Raw genomic sequence first — 20,931 nt, 5'->3', positions numbered from 1 at the left:
CTAGGCCTCCTCGTTCTTGCACACGGCCTCGTAGGCGGCGGCGTCCAGCAGATCGCCGACGGCGGTCACGTCGGAAACCTTGATGAGCCAGGCTTCGTAGGGCTTTTCGTTGAGCAGGGCGGGGTTGTCGATGAGTTCGCTGTTCACGGCGGCCACGGTGCCGGTCACGGGGCTGAACACGCCGGACACGGCCTTCACGGATTCCACGTCGGCAAAGGAGTCGCCCACGGTGACGGCGTCGCCTTCCTGGGGCAGATCGATGAACACGATGTCGCCGAGGGAGCTCTGGGCGAAGTCGGTGAGGCCGATGACGGAAAGACCGTCTTCGTTCTTGATCCATTCATGAGACGCGGAGTATCTGAGTTCGGCGGGAATGTGAGACATGGCATCCTCCAAAGAGACGATAGAAGGTTCAACGAAGAAGGTTGCGCAGGCCGCGCTTTTTTCGGCGGCCTGCGGGGAGAGAAAACGTCGGGCCTGCCGCCTAGCGGTGATAGAAGGGCAGGGGCACGATGACCGCACTGACCCTGCGGCCGCGCACGTCCACCTCGACTTCGGTGCCGGGGGCGCTGTGGGCGACGTCCACGAGGGCCATGGCGAGCGCCTTGCCCACGGCGGGGCAGTGGGTGCCGGAAGTGGTCATGCCTATCTGCGTGTCGCCGATGAACACGGGCTGATGCTCGCGGGCAATGCCGCGGCCGGTGACTTCGAGGCCCACGCGCACGCGGGTGGGCGCGCCTGCGGCCACGAGGGCGTCCTTGCCGATGAATTCTTCCTTGTTCAGCTTCACGCCGAAGTCGAGACCGGCTTCGAGGGGCGAAATGGTTTCGTCCATTTCGTGGCCGTACAGGGGCATGGCGGCTTCAAGGCGCAGTGTGTCGCGCGCGCCGAGTCCGCAGGGAATGAGGCCGAATTCCTCGCCGGCCTCGCGCAGGGTCTTCCAGAGCTTCACGGCGTTTTCGGGCGCGGTGTAGATTTCGTAGCCGAGTTCGCCGGTGTAGCCCGTGCGGGACACCATGCACTTCATGCCGGCGATGTCCACGTCGCGCACGGCGGTGTAGTACTTCTGCGGCAGTTTGTCCTCGGGAACCAGCTTCTTGAGAATGGCGGGCGCGGCAGGGCCCTGAAGGGCGAGCTGGGCCACGGAGTCGGAAATGTCTTCGGCCCTGGTGCCGGGCAGAAGATTGGCGGCCATGTGGGCGTAGTCCTTGTGCCGGTTGGCGGCGTTGACCACGACGAGATATTCTTCGTCGGAGAACTTGTATACGACGAGGTCGTCGATGACGCCGCCCTTGTCGTTGCACATGACGCTGTAGCGCACCTTGCCCACGGGCATGCTGGTAAAGTCGTTGGTGAGCAGGTGGTTCAGGGTTTTCAGGGCCGTGGGGCCGGTGAAGAGAATTTCTCCCATGTGGGAGACGTCGAACAGGCCGGCCGCCTGACGCACGGCCATGTGTTCCTTGATGACGCCTGTCGGGTACTGCACGGGCAGAAGATAGCCCGCAAAGGGGACGATCTTTCCGCCTTCCGCGACGTGTACGTCGTAAAGAGGGGTCTTGAGTTCCATGGAACCTTCTCCTGCGAAAAAAGAAAATAAAAAAAAGAGGCACAGCAGACGAATTGCTTCGTCCTCTGTGCCTCTGTTACCAACCTGAAAGATTCTCCGCCGCGCGGATTGCCTCATGGGTGCATGCCTGCTTTCCAGAGTTTGTCCAAAACCGGTCCTTTTGCCTGAGAGTTCTTGCGGCCCCTTCGGCGCCACCCTGCAAGGGTGATCTCTCCCGGTTTCTTCAACCAAGTCATGCCGGATCTCTATGCGCTTTGGGAAAACAGCCTTCGCTGTTTTTTAATTCAAAAAAACGGTAGCACGGCGGCGGAGCGAGGTCAAGGGGAGGCGGGCAAATGCCGGAAAAAAGTTTGTGATTTCGCCGGGAAAGCGTATTTTTTCACGAGTGGAACAGGAATGTGAGCCTGGAGTGCAGGGCTGGAACGGAAGTGTTTCGGATGGCAGGACAAAGACGGGGGAGCGCCCGTCGGCTCGGGGCATGAATCAGGAGCGTGCGAGGCAGGGGCGAGGGAATAAGGGGGAGGAAAAAAGGAAGAGGCGCAGGGTGCAGAAGGCGGGCGAAGCGAGGGGAACGGGCGGAAAAGGCAGGGCCAAGAGACGGGAGTGCAGCGGGGAATGGAAAGCCGCGGGGGAGAGCTCTCGCCGAAGGAGAGCTTGAGTACGGCGGCGAGGAACGAAAGGATGCGGCCGGTCGGACCACGGCGCGGAGAAAGGACGGCGCACGGAACCGGAGGAAGACGGGCGGCCCTTCGGAAAAACTGTGGAGGCGTCACGGCGCGGCGGGCCGGAGATATGCAGGCGCGGCGCGCGGAGGCATCGGGCCGACAGCTGTCCCCGGTGGAAACATTGCGTTAGAACAAGAGTTGCCCCGCAGGGGGCAGGAGAGGACTCGCGCTCTCTTTCAGCATCGGCAGCCTGGTCCGCTCGCGCGGGCAGGGAAGAGATTCTTGAATGGCGCACGGGCAGGCATAACGCTAAAGCCGCCCCGCAGGGGCAGGGAGAAGAGGCATGACGGAATTCAGTTTCAGATTCGCGGAACGAAAAGATACCGCTCTTATTTTGCAGTTCATCAGGGAACTGGCAGAGTATGAGAAGCTGCGGCACGAAGTCGTCGCGGATGAGGCGACTTTGGAAGAATGGATTTTTGACCGGAAAAAGGCGGAAGTCCTCTTTGCCCTTGAAAACGGCAGGGAAGTCGGCTTCGCCCTGTTCTTCCATAATTTTTCCACGTTTCTCGGCAGGGCGGGCATCTATCTGAAAGATCTGTACGTCCGGCCGGAATGCCGCGGCAGAGGCTGCGGAAAGGCGCTGCTGAAGAAGCTTGCCGCCCTGGCCGTGGAACGCGGCTGCGGCCGTCTGGAGTGGTGGTGTCTCGACTGGAACAGGCCGAGCATCGACTTTTATCTTTCCCTTGGCGCGGAGCCCATGAAGGACTGGACGGTGTACAGAATAGCCGGAGACACGCTGCAAAAGCTTGCCCGCTAGCTGCGCCGCTTGGGGCGGGAAAAAGGCTGTATTCCCAGCTTCGGGCGTCAGCGGAAAATCCGGAGCCGGGAACGATAAAAGAAAGGGCCGCCCCGGAAAGGGCGGCCCAGGTTCATGCGCAGGCGGCGGGCAATCAGGCCGACTGATCGGTGAGCGTCAGCTTTTTCTTGGTGGCGGAAATGCTTTCCGTCTGCACCTTGCTGCGGTCGGTGTAGTGGGTGTGCAGCAGTTCGTGCGCCTTGTGGGAATTGGGCTCGCCGAGATATTCCTCGTAGAGCTTGACGACCTGCGGATTGTTGTGCGACTGCCGGCGGGGCTTGTGGCTGTCGATGGCGTACAGGCCCTGCTGACGTTCGCGCGCGTGCGGATGGTAGTTCTTCTTCACGCGGCAGGTGCCGCCGCCGGCCACGCAGCCGCCGGGGCAGGCCATGACTTCAATGAAGGTGTAGGGCGACTCGCCCGCGAGGGCCTGATCGACGAGCATGCGCGCGTTGGCAAGGCCGTGAGCCACGGCCACCTTGATGACGCCGTGTTCCTTGCCGAGGTCCACGTCGGCCTCGCGCAGGCCCTTCATGCCGCGCACGGGAGCCACGTCCACGCCGGGCAGTTCCTTGTGATTGAGCACGGCGTACACGGTGCGCACGGCCGCTTCCATCACGCCGCCGGTGGTGCCGAAAATGACGGCCGCGCCGGTGGAATCGCTCATGTAGGGATTGTCGAATGGTTCGGGTTCCAGGGAGGCGAGATCAATGCCCGTGCGGCGCAACAGCCGGATGAGTTCGCGCACGGTGATGACCACGTCGGTGTCGGGCTGATTGCTGGTGTAGAGCTGGGAGCGGGCGGCCTCGTCTTTTTTGGCCGTGCAGGGCATGATGGACACGTTGCGTATTCTGCGCGCCGGAACGCCCATCTTTTCGGAAAGGTAGCTCTTGACCAGCGAGCTCGACACGGCCTGCGGGGAACGGGTGGTGGACACGTAGGGCAGAATGTCCGGGCAGTGCTTTTCGGCGTAGCTCACCCAGCCGGGGCAGCAGGACGTGAACATGGGGAGCTTGCCGCCGTTTCTGATGCGGCCGAGCAGTTCCGTGCCTTCTTCCATGATGACGACGTCGGCGGCGAAGTCGGTGTCGATGACGATGTCCGCGCCGAGGCGGCGCAGGGCGGCCACGAGGCGTCCTTCCACGTTTTCGCCGGGGGCGAGGCCGAATTCCTCGCCGACCACCACGCGCACCGAAGGCGCGAAGGCGAACACCGTGGTGAGTTCGGGATTGGCGAGGTAGTCGAGCACTTCGTCGTTTTCATCGCGTTCGGCGAGCGCGCCCGTGGGGCACACGAGGGTGCACTGGCCGCACTGGATGCAGGCGGAGGTGTTCTGACTGGGCGCCATGCCCACGCCGATGTGCGCGCCGGTGCCGGTGCCGTCCACGGTGAGGGCGGCCACGCCCTGCACCTTGCGGCACACTTCCACGCAGCGCAGGCAGCGTATGCACTTGGTCATGTCGCGCACCATGCCGTGCATGGTGTTGTCGAAGGGGCGGTCGTGCGCAAGGCGCGGGGCGAAGCGGTTGGTGGAAAGCCCCACGTATTCGGCGAGATCCTGAAGCTCGCAGTCGCCGTGACGGGCGCAGGCCGCGCAGTCCTGATCGTGATCGGCGAACACGAGTTCCACCTGCAGGCGCTGCATGTTGCGCACGCGGGAGGATCTGGTGTTCACGCGCATGCCTTCTTCCATGGGGGTGTTGCAGGAGGTGACCATTTCGGTGCGGCCGTTTTTGTCGGTCGCCTCCACGAGGCACACGCGGCAGGTGCCGGGCTTGTGATCGAGCGGCTGGAAGTGGCAGAGGGTGGGAATGAATATGTTGTTGCGCCGGGCCACCTCAAGGATGGTTTCTCCCGACTCGAAAGTGTAGTCACGTCCGTTGATGGATGCGTTCATGGCGGATTCTCTCATAAACGGTTAGGCCTTGAAGCCGGGGATGGGGGAGCGGGTAACCACGGACAGGATGCGATAGCAGCGCATGCAGCGTCTGGCTTCCTGCCAGGCTTCCTCCTGGGACATGCCGAGTTCCACTTCCTTGAAGTTGTGGGCGCGTTCGGCCGGGGGAAGCTCGTTGAGCTTCACGCGGGGCTTCTTTTCCTGACCGCAGACGGGGTCGTCGCCGAGCAGGCCCGCCTGCTGGATGAGCTGACTGATGCGCTCGCGGGCGAGGAAGGGCGGACGGTCGTATTCCAGATAGCTGGCGATGGCCTGCGCGCCGATGGAACCCTGGGCCATGCCGTGAATGAGCACGCTCGGGCCCTTGGTGCGGGGGCCGGTGGTGCCGTCGCCGCCCGCGAACACGCCGGGGCGAGAGGTGGCCTGATAGGCGTCCACGATGATACAGTTCTTGCGGTCGAGGGCGATGCCGTCGGCCTCGGTGAGCATGGCCGGATCGCTCTTCTGACCGATGGCCGCAATGACGTAGTCGCAGGGAATGACGAATTCCGAACCGGGAATGGGCTTGACGCCGCGGCGGCCGCTCTCGTCGGGTTCGGTCTGCTGCATCTTCACGCAGCGCAGGCCCGTGATTTTGCCGTTTTCCACCACCAGCGACTGCTGACCGGAAAGAAAATGGAATTCCACGCCTTCGCGACCGGCTTCCACGATTTCCTCGCGATCGGCCGGGGCGTCGGATTCGGTGCGGCGGTACACGAGATGCACCTTGCCGCGGGTCATGCGCACGGCGGAGCGGCAGCAGTCCATGGCCACGTTGCCGCCGCCCACGACCACCACGTCGCCGTCGAGGGTCGGGGTTTCGCCATCTTCGAGGGCGTCGTGCACCTTTTCCAGAAAGTCGATGCCGTTTTCATAGGCGGGCAGGCTGGTGTCTTCGCCTTCCATGCCGAGGTAGCCGCCGAGCGGGCAGCCCGTGGCGATGAACACGGCCTTGTAGCCGCGGCGGAACAGATCGTCGATGTGGAAGTCGCGGCCGAGCTTCTGATTGAAGAAGAACATGCCGCCCATGTCCTTGACGAGTTCGTTTTCCTGCATGAGCACGTTCTTGGGCAGGCGGTAGAAGGGAATGCCGTAGCGCACCATGCCGCCGGCCTTGTCGTGGGCTTCGTAGATGTCCACGGGGTAGCCCGTTTCCAGAAGCTGGTAGGCGCACGTCACGCCCACGGGTCCCGCGCCGATGACCGCCACGCGCTTGTTCTTGGTGGTGGGGCAGGGTTCGGGCTTCAGAATGCCGGGCACGATGGTTTCATCGGCGGCGAAGCGCTTGAGATTCTTGATGTCCACAGGGGCGTCCACCTGACCGCGGCGGCAGGCCTTTTCGCAGTAGCGCACGCACACGCGGCCGCAGCTTCCGGCAAGCGGATAGTGATTGAGCACCACGCCGGCGGCAAGATCGTTGTGACCGTCCTGCAGGTAGTCGATGTAGCGGGGCACGTTCACGTGGCTCGGACAGGCTTCGATGCACGGACTCGTGGTCACGGAATAGAAGCCCGCGTCGCTGTGAAGGGGGAAGGGACGGAGTTCGTCGGGAAAATGGGTGAGGGCGTCGAGCAGGGGCGTGGTTCCGGTGCGGCCCACGCCGCACAGCGAGGTTTCGTGCATCTGTTCGGTGATGTCGCGCACTTCTTCCCACTGCACGAGTTCGCCGCGGCAGGCCTTTTCCAGTTCCTGCGCGAGAATGGGCGAGCCTGCGCGGCAGGGGGAACACTTGCCGCAGGATTCGGCGGCAAGGCGCTGATGGTGCTTCCACAGCGCCCAGACAAGGCTCGCCGTGCGGGAAAACACCAGGAAACCCCGGTTGCTGAGGAAAATTTCCGTGGGATTCCCCTCGTTGAACTGATCAAAAAGTTCCAGCGGCAGGTCTTCGGGAGCAGTGGGAGCCGCGGTTCCGCGGTTGTCGTACACGACATTGTCCCAGACTCCGTAAATCAGCTGCGGCATAGGGCAAAGCCTCCTTGATGGTGCGGTGTAAATGGTCGCCGGAAACGGTCTATCTTCAGGCTGTCGTCAACCTTATATGCAGACTATCGGGTATATGTAGGTAAAAAAACAATCTTCGTAAAGGCCCGAAATGTAGCAGGAGCAACGCGCCCCGGAAAGGGGGCGGCTCAGGACGACGCTGAGGCGGGGCGGCGCTGTTTTTGTGCCGTCGGCGACGGGAGAGCATCGAGCGATTTGGAAAGGGCGAGGCGCAGAGGCAGGAGGGGATGCTCTCTTCGGAAAAGGCAAGGCGCCAAGCGGCGCAACGTCGGCGGGCGCGAGAAACGGAGAGAGCGAAACGGGGCGAGGCGTGCTTCCGGCGCGGGGAGCGCTGCGGCAGGGAAACGGCGCGGACGCGGCAAGGCCGGAGAGGAAGCGTTGCAGATGAGGCAGCGGCGAGGCGTCTGCCGCAGGGGCGGCAGCGTGGCAGAAGCGGGCATCCGCAAAAAAAGGCCGCATCTTCGCAGCGCCGGAGCGTTTTGGGAGGATTCGGGGAGGCCCGGCCTCCGGCCCCTGCGCCTTGCTGCCGAACGACCGTGATTTTGTGAAAACGCGTCGCCCGGAGAAAAAATTCCTGCATGTTTTTCAGAACGCGCGGAATGCGTTTTCGTGGTACGGCGCTTTTCGTCCGGAGAACGATTTTTGTTTTGGAAGAGCACTGTTGAATATTTTTTCCTGTGATTCATTATGTTTTTCACAAGCACAGGAGCAGGGCCGACATCCGCCGCCATGCGTTGACATAAGGAATGGAGAGCCGGGAAAAAACAGAATATTGCAGAAAAAAATCGTCTGATTCCTTCTCTTCGGCGATGGAGGGAACAACGTTTACAAAGCGCGGAGGTTCAAGCTATACCGAGCAGAGAAAAACGGCGAGGGATGTCATGAATCATCAGATCATTATGCTGGTTGTTTCCGGAGCGACGGTAGGCTGCATTTTCAAGTTCTTCCACATTCCCGGCGGCTGCATGCTCGGCGCCGTCGTAGGAAGCATGGCCGTGAAGCTGCTGGGGCTGGCCGACATTCAGATGCCGTCCCTGTTCTACAACGCGGCGCAGCTCGGCATAGGCATATGCGTGGGCTCCATGCTCTCGCTGGACATGCTGGCCAGCATGAAGGATCAGATTCCCGTCATGATACTCAGCACCTTCATTCTGCTCGCGGCCGGACTCGGCGCGGCCTTTGTGGTGCGTCATATGACGGATATCGACGTCATCGGCTCCATTCTGGCCACGTCGCCGGGCGGCCTCAACGCGGTCATCGGTCTGGCGGACGCCAACGAAAACCTGCCCAAGATCATGGCGTTTCAGATGACGCGTCTGTACGTGGTCATTCTGCTGGTGCCGGTGTTCTGCTGGTGCATGAAGTTCTTTTTCCACAAGTAGCGGGGCCCTTGCCTGCGGAAAAGCGCGCGGGGCCGGGCGGATGGAGCGTCCGTCGAACCGCTGAAACGTCGTGCGTGCCCGTGGGGCGGCACGAAATGGCGGTCGCCGTGAGGAAGAATTTCGCGCGGCCCGGGCAGCATGCCGTGCGGCTCATCGGGAAAACGGCGCGGCGGCGGGGCTGAGATGTTCATGAATTTGTGGCGCGAAGGGCGCAAAAAATGTCCGTAATCCCGGAATGGGACCACGGACATTTTTTTATCGGGGGCGTTGTCGGCTCGCCGCGGAAAAGGCAGGGGCATCAGCGGTGAGGCCCTCTCGGGAAACCCATGCCCGGACGAGCGCCGGTCGGTCTTGTCGGCATGGGCCGGGAGACGCCGCCGGAAGGACGCATGATCGGGGGACGCGCCCCGCCGCCTGCCGGACGAAGCGCGGGCGGCCGCTGCCCTCCTGCGGGTCTGGCCACGGGCGGACGCACTCCGGGCGCGCCCGGACGCGTCATCTGAGGCCTGGGAGGTCTGCCTGCGCCCGGCCGCATGACGGGCGGGCGCGTTCCCGGAGCGCCGGGGCGCACCATGGGAGGTCTGGAGCCGGGTCTGCCCGGGCCGACGACGGGCGGTCTGGGGCCGGGCGCGCCGGGATGCAGACCGGGCGGTCTTGTACCGGGGGGTCTTATTCCGGGAGGCGGAGGCCTGTGCCCGGGAGCAACGATGCCCGGAGCCGGAGGTCTGTGCGGCGGGGGCGGGGGAAGCACGCCGTGGGGTCTCGGCGGAGGCGGAGAAACGATGACGGGCGGCGGCAGCACGGGGAAAATCAGCGACGTGCCGTAGTAGCCCGGCGCGGCGTATCCGCCTGTGCCGACGCTGACGCTGCCGCCATACACGCCGCCGGATCCTACGGCCACGCTGCCGGCCACGTCCGGCCCGTAGGGGTCGTAGGCGCATCCGGAAAGACTGAGAACCATCAGGGCGACAAGAAGCCTGCGCTTCATGGAAAGTCTCCTTAGAGCGGTTTTCGCTTGAACGTTCCGTCGGCAGGGTGCGCCGTGCAGGCGGGTTGCGGGCGCGCCTGATTCGGGACGCATCCGATCCGGCGGGAAGACGCGGCGTCGGAGACGCCGGACGCAGCGCCTTCATGAAGAAAGGGCGCATGCACTTGAAAACGGCGGGCGCTTCACGGCTCTGTCCGGCGGCGCGGGAGGCCGGTTGCGGCTTTTGCGGAAACGGCGCGTGGCCGGGCCATCCTTTCTTCTTAGTAAGAAATAATAGACGTTTTGCGGGAAAAGACAAGTTTCCTTTTCTTGCGCAGACTGTCGTACTCTTGCAGGCGCGACGGGCGGAGGGCGAAGGTTCTGGAGTCGCTGCGCGGCGGCGGAGCGAAAGCCTTGGCGGGCAGGTTCCGGCGGAGCAGCGGCTCGGGGACAATCGACGGATCGACCGGGAAGAGCGCGAGTGCGAGCCGGGAGCAGGGAGCGATGCGCCCGGGGGGACGCCGGGCTCGGCCTCAGGGAAGGCGGAGAGTCGCGGGAGCGGAGGAGCGCCGCGGAAGCAGCCCTGACGGGCGGATATCAGCGGAGAATCGCACGGAGAATCGCACGGGGAGCGCCGCGGCGGCGGGAAAAGGAAGGGAGCGACCGGGAAATGGCGCGGGATAAGCGGGATAAGCGTCGAGGCCCGCGGCCGGAGATTCGGCGGCGCAGGCCTCGGCAAAAGGCGTACCGGCAAGGCGGGCCGACGCGCTAATCTCTGGCGGCCAGCGCCTCGCGGATGCGGCACACGCCGCACACTTCGGTGGAGGTGGGATAGCCGCAGCGGGCGCAGGGCGCGAGCGTCTGCCCGTGTTCCTCTTCCTGGCTCTGGAAGGCGGGCTTTCCGCGTTCCAGAAAACCGTGATAGAAGTCCATTTTCCGGCCGGGCATTTTTTCTTCCAGGTCGATCCACAGGCTCTTCAGCGTGGAGAAGCTCGCGCCTTCGCTGTAGGGGCAGGGCGCGTAGTGGTTTTCTATGCCCATGAGAAAGGCGTAGTTGGCCGTTTCAAATTCGGTGAGACGCCAGAAGGGCTTGACCTTTCGGGTGAAGCCGTCGGAATCCTTGAGCAGCGGCCCCTGATCGCTGAGATAGGCGCGGTCCCAGCGCAGGGTGTTGCTGGTGAGTCTTGCCACTTCGTCGTCGAGATTGTGGCCGGTGGCCAGCACGTTGAAGCCGCCTTCGCGCGCGGTCTGATTGAAGTAGTAGCGCTTGATCTTGCCGCAGGCGGAACACACGGGACGGCGCAGCGCGGCCTTCACGTCGGGAATGGCGAGGCCTTCGGCGGCCATTTCGCGGATGATGAGCGGAAAGTCGTATGTTTTGCAGAAGCGCTCCACCACGCCGCGCGCCGCGGGCGAGGAACCCGGAATGCCGAGATCGATGTGCAGCGCCGTGACGTTGTAGCCCTGACGGCCGAGTTCAAGCATGAGGGCGAGCGAGTCCTTGCCGCCGGAAAGCGCCACGAGCACGCGGTCGTCTCTGGTCATGAGTCCCTGTTCCCGAATGCCTCTGTCCACCTGTTTGGAAAAGAAGTCCAGAAAGCAGTCGGGGCAGAAGGCGGTGTTGTGGCTGGGGAGAGAGACTACGGCGCGTGCATGGCAGCGGCGGCATTTCATGGAAAAACCTCGTGAATGATGGCGATGTTTCTGATGTCGGGGAGGCGCGGGGCGCACTTCACAGGAACAGAGGAATACGCTAAAATGAGCCGTGTGTAAATTTGCAATATCCTCAGCTGTCCGGGCGCTTTCCGGGCAAGACGGAGTGCCTCTCCCATGGCTTCATCATCCCGTTCGTTCCGCAAGCTGGCTGCGTGTGTTCTTGTTCTGTGCTGCCTTGGCGGCGCCGCATGGTATTTTCTGCCGGAAAAGGTGGAATCGACGGTGGAATCCGCCAGAAACGCGGTTCGGAGTCTGACCGGAGAAACGGCGGAAAAGACCGGCGAAGCCGGAACGCCCGCCGAAGTCTCTTCCGCCTCTTCTGCCGCCGGAGAAGAAAACACGCCCCGGCAGGTGGGAGCCGCGCTGACGACCGAGGGACGTCCCGCGCCTGTGGATCCGCAGGCCGAGCTTCTGGCCAGAGTGGACCGCGCCATGACCTCGAGCGGCACGGCCGCGCCCGACGGCGACAGCGCGTCCGGCAAGGTGACGGATCAGGCTCCCGCGCCTGCGGCCGAACATCGGGATTCCGTGGTGACGCCCCGCTTCGTGAACGACATGGCGGGCTGGCTGGCGTCGAAGTACATTCCTTCGCATCATGAGGGACGCGGGGGCCGCAGTGCGGTCACGCTCGTGCAGGCGAACGCGAGGTACAGCAATTCCGGCACGCTGCGCAGCGTGGAGCGCGATCCTTTGAAAAGCCGCTCCAGCATTCTGAACTACGTGTTCACGCCCGGCATGCTGGAAGCGCTTTATCGCATGTATTCTCCTGCCTTTATTGAGGAAATGGAACGCTCTGCCCGCGAATCGCGAAGGAATCCGCTGACCGACGCGCAGGTGGCGGACATGTTTGAGGTGTACGCCGAAAAGTTCCGTCGCCTCGCCGTTTCTCTGGAAGCGTCGTCCGCGGTCGATCTGCCCGCGCTTTCCGCGGCCATTCTTCGCGAAGCCGGGCGCGAAAGCGAGGCCAACGAGAGTTTCGCCCGGGCCTACATGGCGCTTTCCCTGGCCCGCGAGCACGGCGACAAGGACGAAATCGCCATACAGAGCCGCCGCATGGCCGAAAGCACCCGCGTGGCGGGCATGTACGCCGACAGGCAGGAACGCGCCAGAAACGACATGGTGTACGCCATCCGCCGCAAGGCCGAGGGACAGGCGCTCTCTTCTGCCGAGCTGCTGTTCCTTGGGGAATGGCTGAGCCGCCGTCGCTGCTCGGTGGAGTCCATGCAGACCGCCGCGGACGTGTGCCGCCGCATGGCCGAACAGATGACCCGCCGCGCGGACGATATCCTCCATCATCGCGAAAGCGGCATGAGCGCCCCGGCCTCGCCCGAAGCTGAGAAGAGCGCCGGAACAGGAGCGGAAAACGCGGACTCGAGCGCGCCGACCACGCCTTCGACCGCGCCGGAAGCGGTGCGCCCTGCGCCCGCCGTCGGGTCTGCTTCCGCCGAAAAGGCGGCCGCCGAAGCGGGGAAGGGCGGCCATGCGTCTTCTTCGGCATCGCCCGCCGCAGGGAAGTCCCCGTCGCCTGCCGGGAAGCCGTCGTTTCCCGAAGTGTCCGGTCGTTTGAACCGGAACGCGCCTGCGCCCGTCGCGCCGAAGGCTCCCGCCGCCGGTGCTTCTCCCGCCACGCCGGAAAAAGCGACCTCTGCCGCTCCGTCTGCTGCGTCAGCGCCCGCGACTTCCTCCACCCCTGAGGTCGCGCCCGCCGCTGCGCAGTCTCCCACCTCTGACGCTGCCCCTGCTGCCGCTCCTGCCGCCGCGACGGTTGCCGCGCCCGCAGAAGGCGCGCCGGAAGCCTCTGCAAGTCCGGCAAGCGCTCCGGCGTCCGCGCAGACTCCGGCCAGTGTAGCTGCAAGCGCCGCTCCGGCAGACGCCGGGCAGAACGCCCCCGCATCGGGAAGCGGCCACGCGCCCGCCGCGACTACGGCAACGTCCGGGAGCGTGGAAGCGCCGACCGCATCGCCGCAGAGTCCTGCATCTTCCGCGCAGCCTGAGGCCGGAACGTCTGCCGTACAGCAGGAAAAGCCCGCCAGTCCGAAGGCTCCCGCCGCCGGTGCTTCGCCCGCCGCGCCGGAAAAGGCGACCTCTGCCGCGCCGTCTGCTGCGTCAGCACCCGCGACTGCCTCCACCCCTGAGGTCGCGCCCGCCTCTGCGCAGTCCCCCGCCTCTGACGCCGCTCCTGCCGCCGCGTCCTCCCCTGCCCCTGTTGCCGCGCCCGCAGAAGGCGCGTCGGAAGCCTCTGCAAGTCCGGCGAGCGCTCCGGCGTCCGCGCAGACTCCGGCAAGCGCAGCCGCAAGCGCCGCTCCGGCAGACGCCGGGCAGAACGCCGCACGATAATCCTCCAACACGGATGATAAAAAACGGATGCTTCTCTTGGGAAACATCCGTTTTTGCATTACGACTCATGCTGCTGACGGCGCAGAGCTCCTCGAAACGTGTTTTCCCGCTGCCCGGGGCCAAACCGGTTTTGCCTGCCCCTTTTCGATACGACGAAGCTGTTCCAATTTTCGCCTGCATCGACAAGGAGGTTTTGCCGCAAAAGAACAACGGAGGGCACGGGGAAAACGAGTGGAATGCCTTCTGCGGAAGTGGCGGGCGCGCTCGGCGTCGAAAAGAAAAAACATCGAAAAAGACATGCTGCACAGGCGTTTTGTACTTGTTTCGGCGGAAAAAGCCTCGTAGAGTGCGAACGGTGGGCGCGTCGTCACGCGTGTCGTCCGCTCGGCCCGGTTCGTCACGAATATGACCAGCGCAACCGGCGAAATTCCCGGTTTCGGGGCGGCTTTTTCATGTCGGCAAGCGTGGGAGAGGTGGCAGCCTGCCGGTTTTGGCGGACAGGCATCACCTGCGCCCGCCCTTTGGGCGAGAGGGGCTTGTGTCGGCCTCTGGGCTTTTTCAGTTTCTTCGGAGGAGTGAAGGCAAGAGTCGGCGTGTTCCCTGACGGGGGCCGGCGCTGTCCTTTGAAGCGGGCGCCGCAAAGATATGGTGTCGTTCATGTGCGATGAATGCTCTGATGAGTAACCATGCGGCATTATTTTTTACCGGTACCGTTCCGACAGTTTTTCTTTGCGCTTGTTCATCCGCGTATTTTTACGATGGGCGTATATTTAAATGATATATTGTATCCTTTTGCTTGTACTGTGCATTGTATTTTGCATATGTTTCTTTTTAAAAATAAAAAAAGAAAAGTATTGTCTTGCCGTAAATAAAGCAATAGTACAGTTCGATGATTTTTTGACGGCTGTCTATATTGAGCAGGTAAACAACAAGGTCATGTCGTCGTATGGATACGATATAGATAAAAATATAAAGCCGGAATTCATATCCGTATTGTCCGCAAAATCATTTATTAAATCTGTATGCGTTTCTGTTTTTGTCTCTGTTGACGGCGGCAGATATGACGTCGCTGATGAAAAATATATTTTAAAAATTATTAAAAACAACAGAAAATTCATGGATGACATGTACAAAAAATATATGATTACTGTTCCTAAAATAAGAATTATCAAGGAGCTGTACATTTACAGCGGTATTAATGCGATAGAAACAGTGAGCAGGGATCGCTTTGCCCGTCTGATGGATGAAATGATTGCCGGAGCCGTGCGGTAGGCGTCCGCAGGCGGGCGTCGGGTTCCGGCGATACCGCGTCGGAGGCGGCTACATCCGACGTCGGCGGAACGCAGGCAGGCCGCTTTTTTCAAAGTCGCGCCGGGCGCGGACGACGCGCGTTTCTTCTTTCGACTTTCCCTGTTCCCCGACACGCGCCCCCGGCTTTCCTGAGCGCCGGATCGGCGTTTTTTTGCGCCACATGAAAAAGGCGGATGCAGCATGTGCCGCATCCGCCTGTTCTGGAGAAAAGCGCCTTTCGGCGCGAAGATCAGATTCTTTCGCAGATCTTTTCGATGAAGCGGGACTTGAGCTGCTTCTGCGCAAGCGAGCGCTTCACGGCAGGCATCTTCAGAATCGCGCCGAGCACGCCGGCGAGCAGGCGATGGCTGAAGAGCATGCGGTTGTCGAAAATGAGATCCTGCAGGTTGCCGCGTTCCGTGGCCATGACCACGGCGCGATGGGTGGTGTTCAGAGGCGTGATCGTGCGCTCGGGGCGGGGCACCAGGGTAATGGCGCCGTGGTTGCAGCCGCGCGTGCACACGCCGCAGCCGAGGCACAGTTCGGCGTTGAACTCGATGTGCCGATGGCCTTCGGCGTCGCGTTCCATGGTGAGGGCGTTCACGGGGCAGAGCTGGACGCAGCGGCCGCAGTTCACGCAGGCCGATTCGCTTCTCTGCATGATGAAGTTGGAATGGATGGTCTGCGTCATCTGGAAGCGCTTGACCGCGCCGAGGGCTTCACAGCAGCAGCCGCAGCAGTTGCAGATGAAGTTCACGCCCTGACGGACGTTTTCGCCGAACTGCACGAGGTTGTGTTCCCAGGCCTGATGCAGCAGTTCCATGCATTCGCTTTTGCTCACTTCGCGGGCGTGGCCGTGCTTGATGAGCGAATGCGCGGCGGTGTTGAAGGTCATGCAGATGTCCATGGGGGCGTCGCAGGCCGTGCCGAGGTGCTGCTTTTTGTGGCGGCAGTAGCACATGCTTATGCCGCACTGGGAAGCCGTTTCAATGACGTGGGTGGCCTTTTCCCAGTCGAGAATTTCCATGGCGTAGGGTTCCTTCACCGTGGGCTCCTGCACGAACACGCGGCCGAGGCCCGTGTCGCCGGTGACGAAGAGCTCGCGCATGAAGTCCTCTTCCACATTGATGTACTGATTGAAGAGTTCGGCGAGAGTTTTCTGATCGATGTCCTGGCGCACGCGCATCATGGAAAATTCAAAGAATCCGGCCATGGGCGGGGGCAGGCAGTACATCTGCTCGCCGTGATTGTCCATGTCCACGAGCATGGCGCGGCTGGCGAGGTTGTCCAGAATCTTGTGCGCTTCCGTTTCCGACATGTTCCAGCGCTTCGCCGCATCGGCCGCGGTGAAGGGCTTGATGGGCATCTGGGCCACAAGGTCGGCTTCCTTTTCCGTGAAGAGCATCTTCAGGATGGAGTACAGCGTCTTGGATTCCGGTGCACCCTGAGGAAAGCGGTTGAGTCGGTCGATCATTCGTCCGTAGGCGGACTGCTTTTCAAGCATGAGGTGATGTCCCACAGGCAAATCTCCTTTTATGGTGTCAGAGCGATAACGGGCAACGCGCCTTCCGCGAAGGTCGGGGCGCGGCCGGGAAGCAAATGCGGCCGAGCCGCCCGTGCGGATGATGAAATGTGACGACGCTCACGTTGCGGAACGCCGTTGAGGCGGTGCTGTTGTGCCCGTTTCGGCAGAACAAGTGTAACGAGTTGCAGGGAAACATCAAGTCCGCCCCCATCGTGCGGAAAGGATTCCCGTGAAGTTGCGTTGCGACAACAGGCGCGGAGGCTTGCTGTTCAACGCTGCCGGGCCTGATTGAAATATGTTGTTCCGCCTTCCGGAAGGGAACATTTTGCAAACGTCCGCGCCTTTTTCGGACAGAACGGCCCGGAATCCGGCAAAAAACGCCTCCGGCCGCAGCCGCAGGCGTTTTTTGTCGGACATCCGGAAAGTCGGAGCGCGGATGGGCGCTTGTTCGCGTCAGGCCTGCCGTTCGTTGCGCGCGGCGGAGACCACCACGCTCACGACGAACCAGGCGCAGCTGACGAGAATGATGGTGGCGCCGGTGGCGGTTCCCATCCAGGGCTGGACGGAAAGACAGAGTCCGGCCACGGCGGAGGTGAGACTCACGAGAATGGCCCACCAGAACATGCCGCCTGCGCTGGAGGCGAAGTTGCGGGCCGCGGCCGCGGGCACGATGAGCATGGCCGTGACGAGCAGCACGCCCACGCCCCACACCGAGAACATGACCACGAGGGCGAGCAGGGCGGCGAAGAGGTATTCAAAGAGGGCCACGGGCACGCGGTGCGCCCGGGCGATGATGCCGCTTGTGCCCGCGTAGAGCAGGCGGTTGAAGGCGCATACCTGGAAGATAACGAAGAGGACGAAGAGCGCGAGCAGCCAGCAGATGTCGGTTTCCGTCATGGTGAGGATGTCGCCGTAGAGGAACTGCTGAAGATCGCGCGCAATGGTGTTGTTGCGGCTCACCACGGCCAGACCTCCGGCCACCACGGCGGAGAAGACCACGCCGATCACGGTGTCGGAAGGCAGGGCGCTGAAGCGCTGCATGAACATGATGACAAGCCCCACGGCCAGCCCGAACAGCGGCATGGATATGTGCGGATTCACGCCCAGCACCAGACCGATGGCCACGCCCGCAAAGGCGGAGTGCCCCACGGCGTCGGAGAAGAAGGCCATGCGGTAATAGACCACCTGCACGCCGAGGGCGGCGGTCATGGGAGCGAGCAGCACGAGCGCCACGAGGGCCTGCTGCATGAAGCGCATGTCCATGCCGTCCAGGGGGAAGAGGGAGGCCAGATGAAAAAGCCAGGAAAGATCAGTCATGACGAGGTTCTCCGCTGAGCGGTTGCGCCGCGGGGGCGGCGTCGGGTTTGGGCATGGCGTGCAGATGATCCTGCGCGCAGATGAGGCCCATGTGCATGCCGAACAGCTCCTGAAGCACGCGACCGTTCAGCACTTCGGCGGGCGGCCCCTGAGCGATGACCCGGCGCTTGAGGCAGATCACGCAGGTGGCGTGATGGGCCACCATGCCGAGATCGTGACTGACCATGATCTGCGTGAAGCCCTGACTTTTGCGCAGATCGTCGAGCAGTTCGCAGAAGAGTCTTCCGCCTTCAAAGTCCACGCCGGCGGAAGGTTCGTCGAGCACCAGCAGTTCGGGATTCTGCTGCAGGGCCAGAGCGAGCAGCACGCGCTGCATTTCGCCGCCGGAAAGCGTGCCCACGCGGCGGCGGATGAGGTGGGCGGCGTGAACTTCGTCGAGCAGTTCGAGAGCCTGCTTTTTGGCCGCGCGGGAAATGCCCAGCCACAGGGGGCGCTTCTGCACGCCCATGGAAAGAAATTCGGCCACGGTGAAGGGCATGCCTCTGTCGAGCACGAGCTTTTGCGGCACGTAGCCTATGCGCAGGCCCTTGCCTCCGCCGAGCGTGATGCTTCCGCGGTAGCCCACTTCGCCGAGCAGGGCGAGCAGCAGCGTTGTCTTGCCTGCGCCGTTGGGCCCGATGAGCACGGTGCAGCTGCCGCGGGGCACGGCGGCGTTCACCCCGTCGAGAATGTTGAGACCGCTGCGCGTCACGCTGACGTGATCGAAGACAATGGCGGGAGTGTTATCGTTTTCCAAGCGCGTTCTCCAGCGTGCGCAGATTGTTGCGCATCACTTGTTCATAGTAGTCGGCGGGGGCGTCGGCGGGGCCGCCCGCCACAGGGTCCAGCGACAGGCAGGGAACGCCGGTTTCGGCGGCCAGCGTCTGCCCGGTGCGGGCGGGGTACTGCGGTTCGGTGATGACGGCCGCCGTGTGCTTTTCGCGCAGCGTGCGCACCAGATCAAGCATCTGCCTTGCGGAGGGTTCCTGCCCTTCGTGGGGCTGAATCACGGCGTCCACGTTCAGGCCCGTGTCGCGGGCAAGATAGCTGAATACGTTGTGCTGCACCGCCACGCCGCGGCCTGCGAAGTCGCGTCCCAGAGCGGCGAAGTCGGCGGCAAGGGCGTCGAGCGAGGTTTTGACGCGTTCCGCGTTGGCGCGGTAGAGGGCCGCGTGTTCGGGATCGGCTTCGGCGAGCTGATCGGCCAGAGAAACGGCCATGCGGGCCATCATGGACGGGCTCGCGAAGGTGTGCGGATTGTGGCCGTGATCGGCGTGATCGTCTTCATCGTCGGCGAGCAGGTCGTCCACGCGGCTCGAAATGTCGATGACGCTTGAGCCCGGCTTCATGAGCTGGGCCACGCGGCCCGGTTCGCCGAGAAAGCTTTCGAGGCCGAGACCGTTGACGACGAGCACGTCGGCCCGGGCCAGGGCGCGCCGATCCTGCGGCGTCATGGAATAGTCGTGAGGGCAGCCGGTTCCGGCGGGAAGCAGCAGGGAAACGCTGACGTCGGGCACGTCCCTGGCGACCTGCCGAAGCAGCAGCCACACGGGAAACACGGAAGCCGAAACTTCACGCGCGGCGGCGGAAGCGGACGAAGGCAGACTCAGCACGAGGCAGAGCAGAAGAGAAAAAAAGATTTTCATAGGCAATCCTGATGGGGGGAAGGCAGCCCCCGTTGAGCGTGGCCGCGCGGCGCGAACCCGTTTGCGGGGCGCTCGGCGGAGGAGGCTGGTGCGGCCAGAGAACAAAAGAGCTTTAACGGGCGCTTCTGTCAAGTTTTCATCAATGTTCGGAAAAAAGGGGAGCGGCGCGACCGGAGAAGTTGCGGGGCTGTGCGGGCGGCTACCTCGGAGTGACTGCACGGGGGGCCGCGACAGCACGGACGGGCGTTTCAGAGACCGCCCGGAGGGAAGGAGCGGAGACTGTGCGGGCGGGAGTCGCGCAGGGCCCCGCGCGACGGACGGAGGACGCGGCAGAGTCGGATTGCCGGGGGAAAATCGAACGCAGCCTGTCGAATGGGGAAATCGCCGGGGCAAGGGCGCGAACGGCGCTGAACGGCGGAGGGATTTGCCGAGACGAAGGCGCTTTGGGAGCGGACAGAGTCGGCAAAAAGCGCGGCAGGTATTGACGGAAAATACATGAGATTTTACCACAGTCGGTAAGGGAGTCGCGCGTTCTGGGCGCAGGCGGTTCCGAAGCCGGTTCGGGGTCGTGTCGTCCGGGCTCAGGGCGGGAACCTCGCGGGGGCTCGGCTGCGGTTCCGGACAAAAGTCCGGCGGCGCTTCGGGAGCGTTCGGGCCCGAGGCGAAGGCTTGCGGAAGAGTTTCGGCTTGGAGCGGATGACGGCCGGGCTCCGGCCTTTCGATTCTCTTCGGGGTCGTCCGGGCGCGGTTTGCGATGCGGTCCGACAAGGGGCAGGCGCGGTTTCGGCGGGCTTTCGAGGCGTTCGGCCCTGCGCAACGGCCTTTTCTACGCGGACGACAGCGGATGATAAAGGAGCATCCTATGGCCATGACGGGAAATTATTTCAGAACGGACGAGCGCATCGTGGATGAGATACGCCGCGGCGCGCGCGAGCTTGCGGACGTCGTCGAAGCCGACGAGGATCATGTGCTGGACGTGGACAGGGCGTGGCACGCCATTCAGTTTACTCTCAACGGCGCGGCGTCCGGGGGCGATCCCGACAATGTGTTCAGCCGTCTGGTGCTGAGCGGCAACACGCTTTTTGACGATGACGACGAATTTGCCGCCCGATTCATTGCTCCCGGCGACGTGAAGGAACTGGCCGCGGCGCTGGAAGACCTCACCTGGGAGGACGTGCGGGGCCGGTTCAGCGTCAGCGACATGCTGGACCAGAACATTTATCCCGTGACGGAAGAGGAGAACGAGGACGAGTTCTTCGATTACGTGTGGAGCTATCTGACGGACATGAAGACCTTTTTCAGCGACGCCGCAGACGAGGATCAGGCTGTCATTTTTTATATGCCGTAGAGTAACACGCAGTCCCGTTTACGCAGGACACGCTGTACGGCCTGCACGACTTGCACGACGGGCATTGCGTTTAACGGCGGGAGTGAATCCCGCCTGCTTATGCCCGTCGGCCGGGCTCCTGATGTCGCCCGGGGCCCCCGAGCGTTGAGAGGCGTTTCTTTTGCCTGCACTCTCCCCCTCGCCCTGGCTCCGGGCATAATTTTCCCGTTCGACCTTGTCTTCTCCCGAAGAACACGCAGGCCCGTTTGCGCAGGACACACTGTACGGCCTGCACGACTTGCACGACGGGCATTGCGTTTAACGCCGGAAGTGAATTCCGCCTGCTTATGCCCGTCG

The 20,931-nt window shown here is 63.0% G+C and carries 15 protein-coding genes and 1 riboswitch; of the genes, 5 read left to right on the top strand and 10 right to left on the bottom strand.

What is annotated here, in order from left to right; genetic code table 11:
- Nucleotides 1-384: a glycine cleavage system protein GcvH gene (gcvH, locus tag Q0K02_RS11750; RefSeq protein ID WP_294489140.1), complete on the bottom strand. Its 384-nt coding sequence runs from the start codon at nucleotides 382-384 to the stop codon at nucleotides 1-3.
- A gap of 100 nt (nucleotides 385-484) precedes the next feature.
- Nucleotides 485-1,567: a glycine cleavage system aminomethyltransferase GcvT gene (gcvT, locus tag Q0K02_RS11745; protein WP_294489136.1), complete on the bottom strand. Its 1,083-nt coding sequence runs from the start codon at nucleotides 1,565-1,567 to the stop codon at nucleotides 485-487.
- 142 nt (nucleotides 1,568-1,709) lie between these two features.
- A riboswitch (glycine riboswitch) is annotated at nucleotides 1,710-1,794 on the bottom strand.
- A gap of 781 nt (nucleotides 1,795-2,575) precedes the next feature.
- On the opposite strand from gcvT, the gene Q0K02_RS11740 reads away from it, so the two are divergent.
- Nucleotides 2,576-3,052, top strand: coding sequence for a GNAT family N-acetyltransferase (locus Q0K02_RS11740; protein ID WP_294489133.1), 477 nt, complete (start codon nucleotides 2,576-2,578; stop codon nucleotides 3,050-3,052).
- 133 nt (nucleotides 3,053-3,185) lie between these two features.
- Here the strand turns inward: Q0K02_RS11740 and Q0K02_RS11735 are convergent, their stop codons facing one another.
- Both Q0K02_RS11735 and Q0K02_RS11730 read right to left on the bottom strand, forming a co-directional pair.
- Nucleotides 3,186-4,988, bottom strand: coding sequence for a [FeFe] hydrogenase, group A (locus tag Q0K02_RS11735; RefSeq protein ID WP_294489130.1), 1,803 nt, complete (start codon nucleotides 4,986-4,988; stop codon nucleotides 3,186-3,188).
- Nucleotides 4,989-5,009: 21 nt separating this feature from the next.
- A complete protein-coding gene (locus Q0K02_RS11730; protein ID WP_294489127.1) occupies nucleotides 5,010-6,989 on the bottom strand; it encodes an FAD-dependent oxidoreductase in 1,980 nt (659 codons plus the stop codon).
- Between the two features lie 785 nt (nucleotides 6,990-7,774).
- On the opposite strand from Q0K02_RS11730, the gene Q0K02_RS11725 reads away from it, so the two are divergent.
- Nucleotides 7,775-8,410, top strand: a complete 636-nt coding sequence (locus tag Q0K02_RS11725; RefSeq protein ID WP_363315685.1) for an AbrB family transcriptional regulator — start codon at nucleotides 7,775-7,777, stop codon at nucleotides 8,408-8,410.
- A gap of 298 nt (nucleotides 8,411-8,708) precedes the next feature.
- Here the strand turns inward: Q0K02_RS11725 and Q0K02_RS11720 are convergent, their stop codons facing one another.
- Entirely contained in the window at nucleotides 8,709-9,398 is a 690-nt protein-coding gene (locus Q0K02_RS11720; RefSeq protein ID WP_294489120.1) for a hypothetical protein, read from the bottom strand.
- A 747-nt stretch (nucleotides 9,399-10,145) separates the two neighbouring features.
- Nucleotides 10,146-11,051: a TIGR00269 family protein gene (locus Q0K02_RS11715; RefSeq protein ID WP_294489117.1), complete on the bottom strand. Its 906-nt coding sequence runs from the start codon at nucleotides 11,049-11,051 to the stop codon at nucleotides 10,146-10,148.
- A 156-nt stretch (nucleotides 11,052-11,207) separates the two neighbouring features.
- Here Q0K02_RS11715 and Q0K02_RS11710 point away from each other — a divergent pair, with 156 nt between their 5' ends.
- Complete coding sequence (locus Q0K02_RS11710) at nucleotides 11,208-13,430, top strand: hypothetical protein (RefSeq protein WP_294489115.1); 2,223 nt, start codon at nucleotides 11,208-11,210, stop codon at nucleotides 13,428-13,430.
- A 774-nt stretch (nucleotides 13,431-14,204) separates the two neighbouring features.
- Complete coding sequence (locus Q0K02_RS11705; RefSeq protein ID WP_294489112.1) at nucleotides 14,205-14,702, top strand: hypothetical protein; 498 nt, start codon at nucleotides 14,205-14,207, stop codon at nucleotides 14,700-14,702.
- 268 nt (nucleotides 14,703-14,970) lie between these two features.
- Here the strand turns inward: Q0K02_RS11705 and Q0K02_RS11700 are convergent, their stop codons facing one another.
- The 4 genes from Q0K02_RS11700 to Q0K02_RS11685 form a co-directional block, all read right to left on the bottom strand.
- A complete protein-coding gene (locus Q0K02_RS11700; RefSeq protein WP_294489109.1) occupies nucleotides 14,971-16,239 on the bottom strand; it encodes a 4Fe-4S dicluster domain-containing protein in 1,269 nt (422 codons plus the stop codon).
- Between the two features lie 459 nt (nucleotides 16,240-16,698).
- Nucleotides 16,699-17,562 (bottom strand): metal ABC transporter permease, encoded by an 864-nt coding sequence (locus Q0K02_RS11695; RefSeq protein ID WP_294489106.1) that lies wholly within the window; start codon nucleotides 17,560-17,562, stop codon nucleotides 16,699-16,701.
- Nucleotides 17,555-18,358 carry a metal ABC transporter ATP-binding protein gene (locus Q0K02_RS11690; protein WP_294489102.1) on the bottom strand — a complete coding sequence of 268 codons (804 nt, stop codon included), beginning with the start codon at nucleotides 18,356-18,358 and terminating at the stop codon, nucleotides 17,555-17,557. Before Q0K02_RS11690 ends, Q0K02_RS11695 begins: the two co-directional genes overlap by 8 nt.
- Nucleotides 18,345-19,247: a metal ABC transporter substrate-binding protein gene (locus Q0K02_RS11685; protein WP_294489099.1), complete on the bottom strand. Its 903-nt coding sequence runs from the start codon at nucleotides 19,245-19,247 to the stop codon at nucleotides 18,345-18,347. The genes Q0K02_RS11690 and Q0K02_RS11685 overlap by 14 nt, the downstream gene beginning before the upstream one ends.
- Before the next feature lie 862 nt (nucleotides 19,248-20,109).
- Between Q0K02_RS11685 and Q0K02_RS11680 the strand changes: the two genes are divergently transcribed.
- A complete protein-coding gene (locus Q0K02_RS11680; protein WP_294489097.1) occupies nucleotides 20,110-20,595 on the top strand; it encodes a YfbM family protein in 486 nt (161 codons plus the stop codon).
- Nucleotides 20,596-20,931 lie beyond the last annotated feature (336 nt).

The organism is uncultured Mailhella sp. (assembly GCF_944324995.1).
Taxonomy (GTDB): domain Bacteria; phylum Desulfobacterota; class Desulfovibrionia; order Desulfovibrionales; family Desulfovibrionaceae; genus Mailhella.
This window is presented reverse-complemented; position numbering and strand designations above follow the sequence as displayed.

What these genes read in the sequence shown, in the direction of transcription:
- Q0K02_RS11695 (WP_294489106.1), bottom strand. Translation starts at nt 17,562, where the DNA reads ATGACTGATCTTTCCTGGCTTTTTCATCTGGCCTCCCTCTTCCCCCTG.
- Q0K02_RS11730 (WP_294489127.1), bottom strand. Translation starts at nt 6,989, where the DNA reads ATGCCGCAGCTGATTTACGGAGTCTGGGACAATGTCGTGTACGACAAC.
- Q0K02_RS11685 (WP_294489099.1), bottom strand. Translation starts at nt 19,247, where the DNA reads ATGAAAATCTTTTTTTCTCTTCTGCTCTGCCTCGTGCTGAGTCTGCCT.
- Q0K02_RS11705 (WP_294489112.1), top strand. Translation starts at nt 14,205, where the DNA reads ATGATATATTGTATCCTTTTGCTTGTACTGTGCATTGTATTTTGCATA.
- Q0K02_RS11725 (WP_363315685.1), top strand. Translation starts at nt 7,775, where the DNA reads ATGGAGAGCCGGGAAAAAACAGAATATTGCAGAAAAAAATCGTCTGAT.
- gcvH (WP_294489140.1), bottom strand. Translation starts at nt 384, where the DNA reads ATGTCTCACATTCCCGCCGAACTCAGATACTCCGCGTCTCATGAATGG.
- Q0K02_RS11735 (WP_294489130.1), bottom strand. Translation starts at nt 4,988, where the DNA reads ATGAACGCATCCATCAACGGACGTGACTACACTTTCGAGTCGGGAGAA.
- Q0K02_RS11710 (WP_294489115.1), top strand. Translation starts at nt 11,208, where the DNA reads ATGGCTTCATCATCCCGTTCGTTCCGCAAGCTGGCTGCGTGTGTTCTT.
- Q0K02_RS11720 (WP_294489120.1), bottom strand. Translation starts at nt 9,398, where the DNA reads ATGAAGCGCAGGCTTCTTGTCGCCCTGATGGTTCTCAGTCTTTCCGGA.
- gcvT (WP_294489136.1), bottom strand. Translation starts at nt 1,567, where the DNA reads ATGGAACTCAAGACCCCTCTTTACGACGTACACGTCGCGGAAGGCGGA.
- Q0K02_RS11680 (WP_294489097.1), top strand. Translation starts at nt 20,110, where the DNA reads ATGGCCATGACGGGAAATTATTTCAGAACGGACGAGCGCATCGTGGAT.
- Q0K02_RS11715 (WP_294489117.1), bottom strand. Translation starts at nt 11,051, where the DNA reads ATGAAATGCCGCCGCTGCCATGCACGCGCCGTAGTCTCTCTCCCCAGC.
- Q0K02_RS11740 (WP_294489133.1), top strand. Translation starts at nt 2,576, where the DNA reads ATGACGGAATTCAGTTTCAGATTCGCGGAACGAAAAGATACCGCTCTT.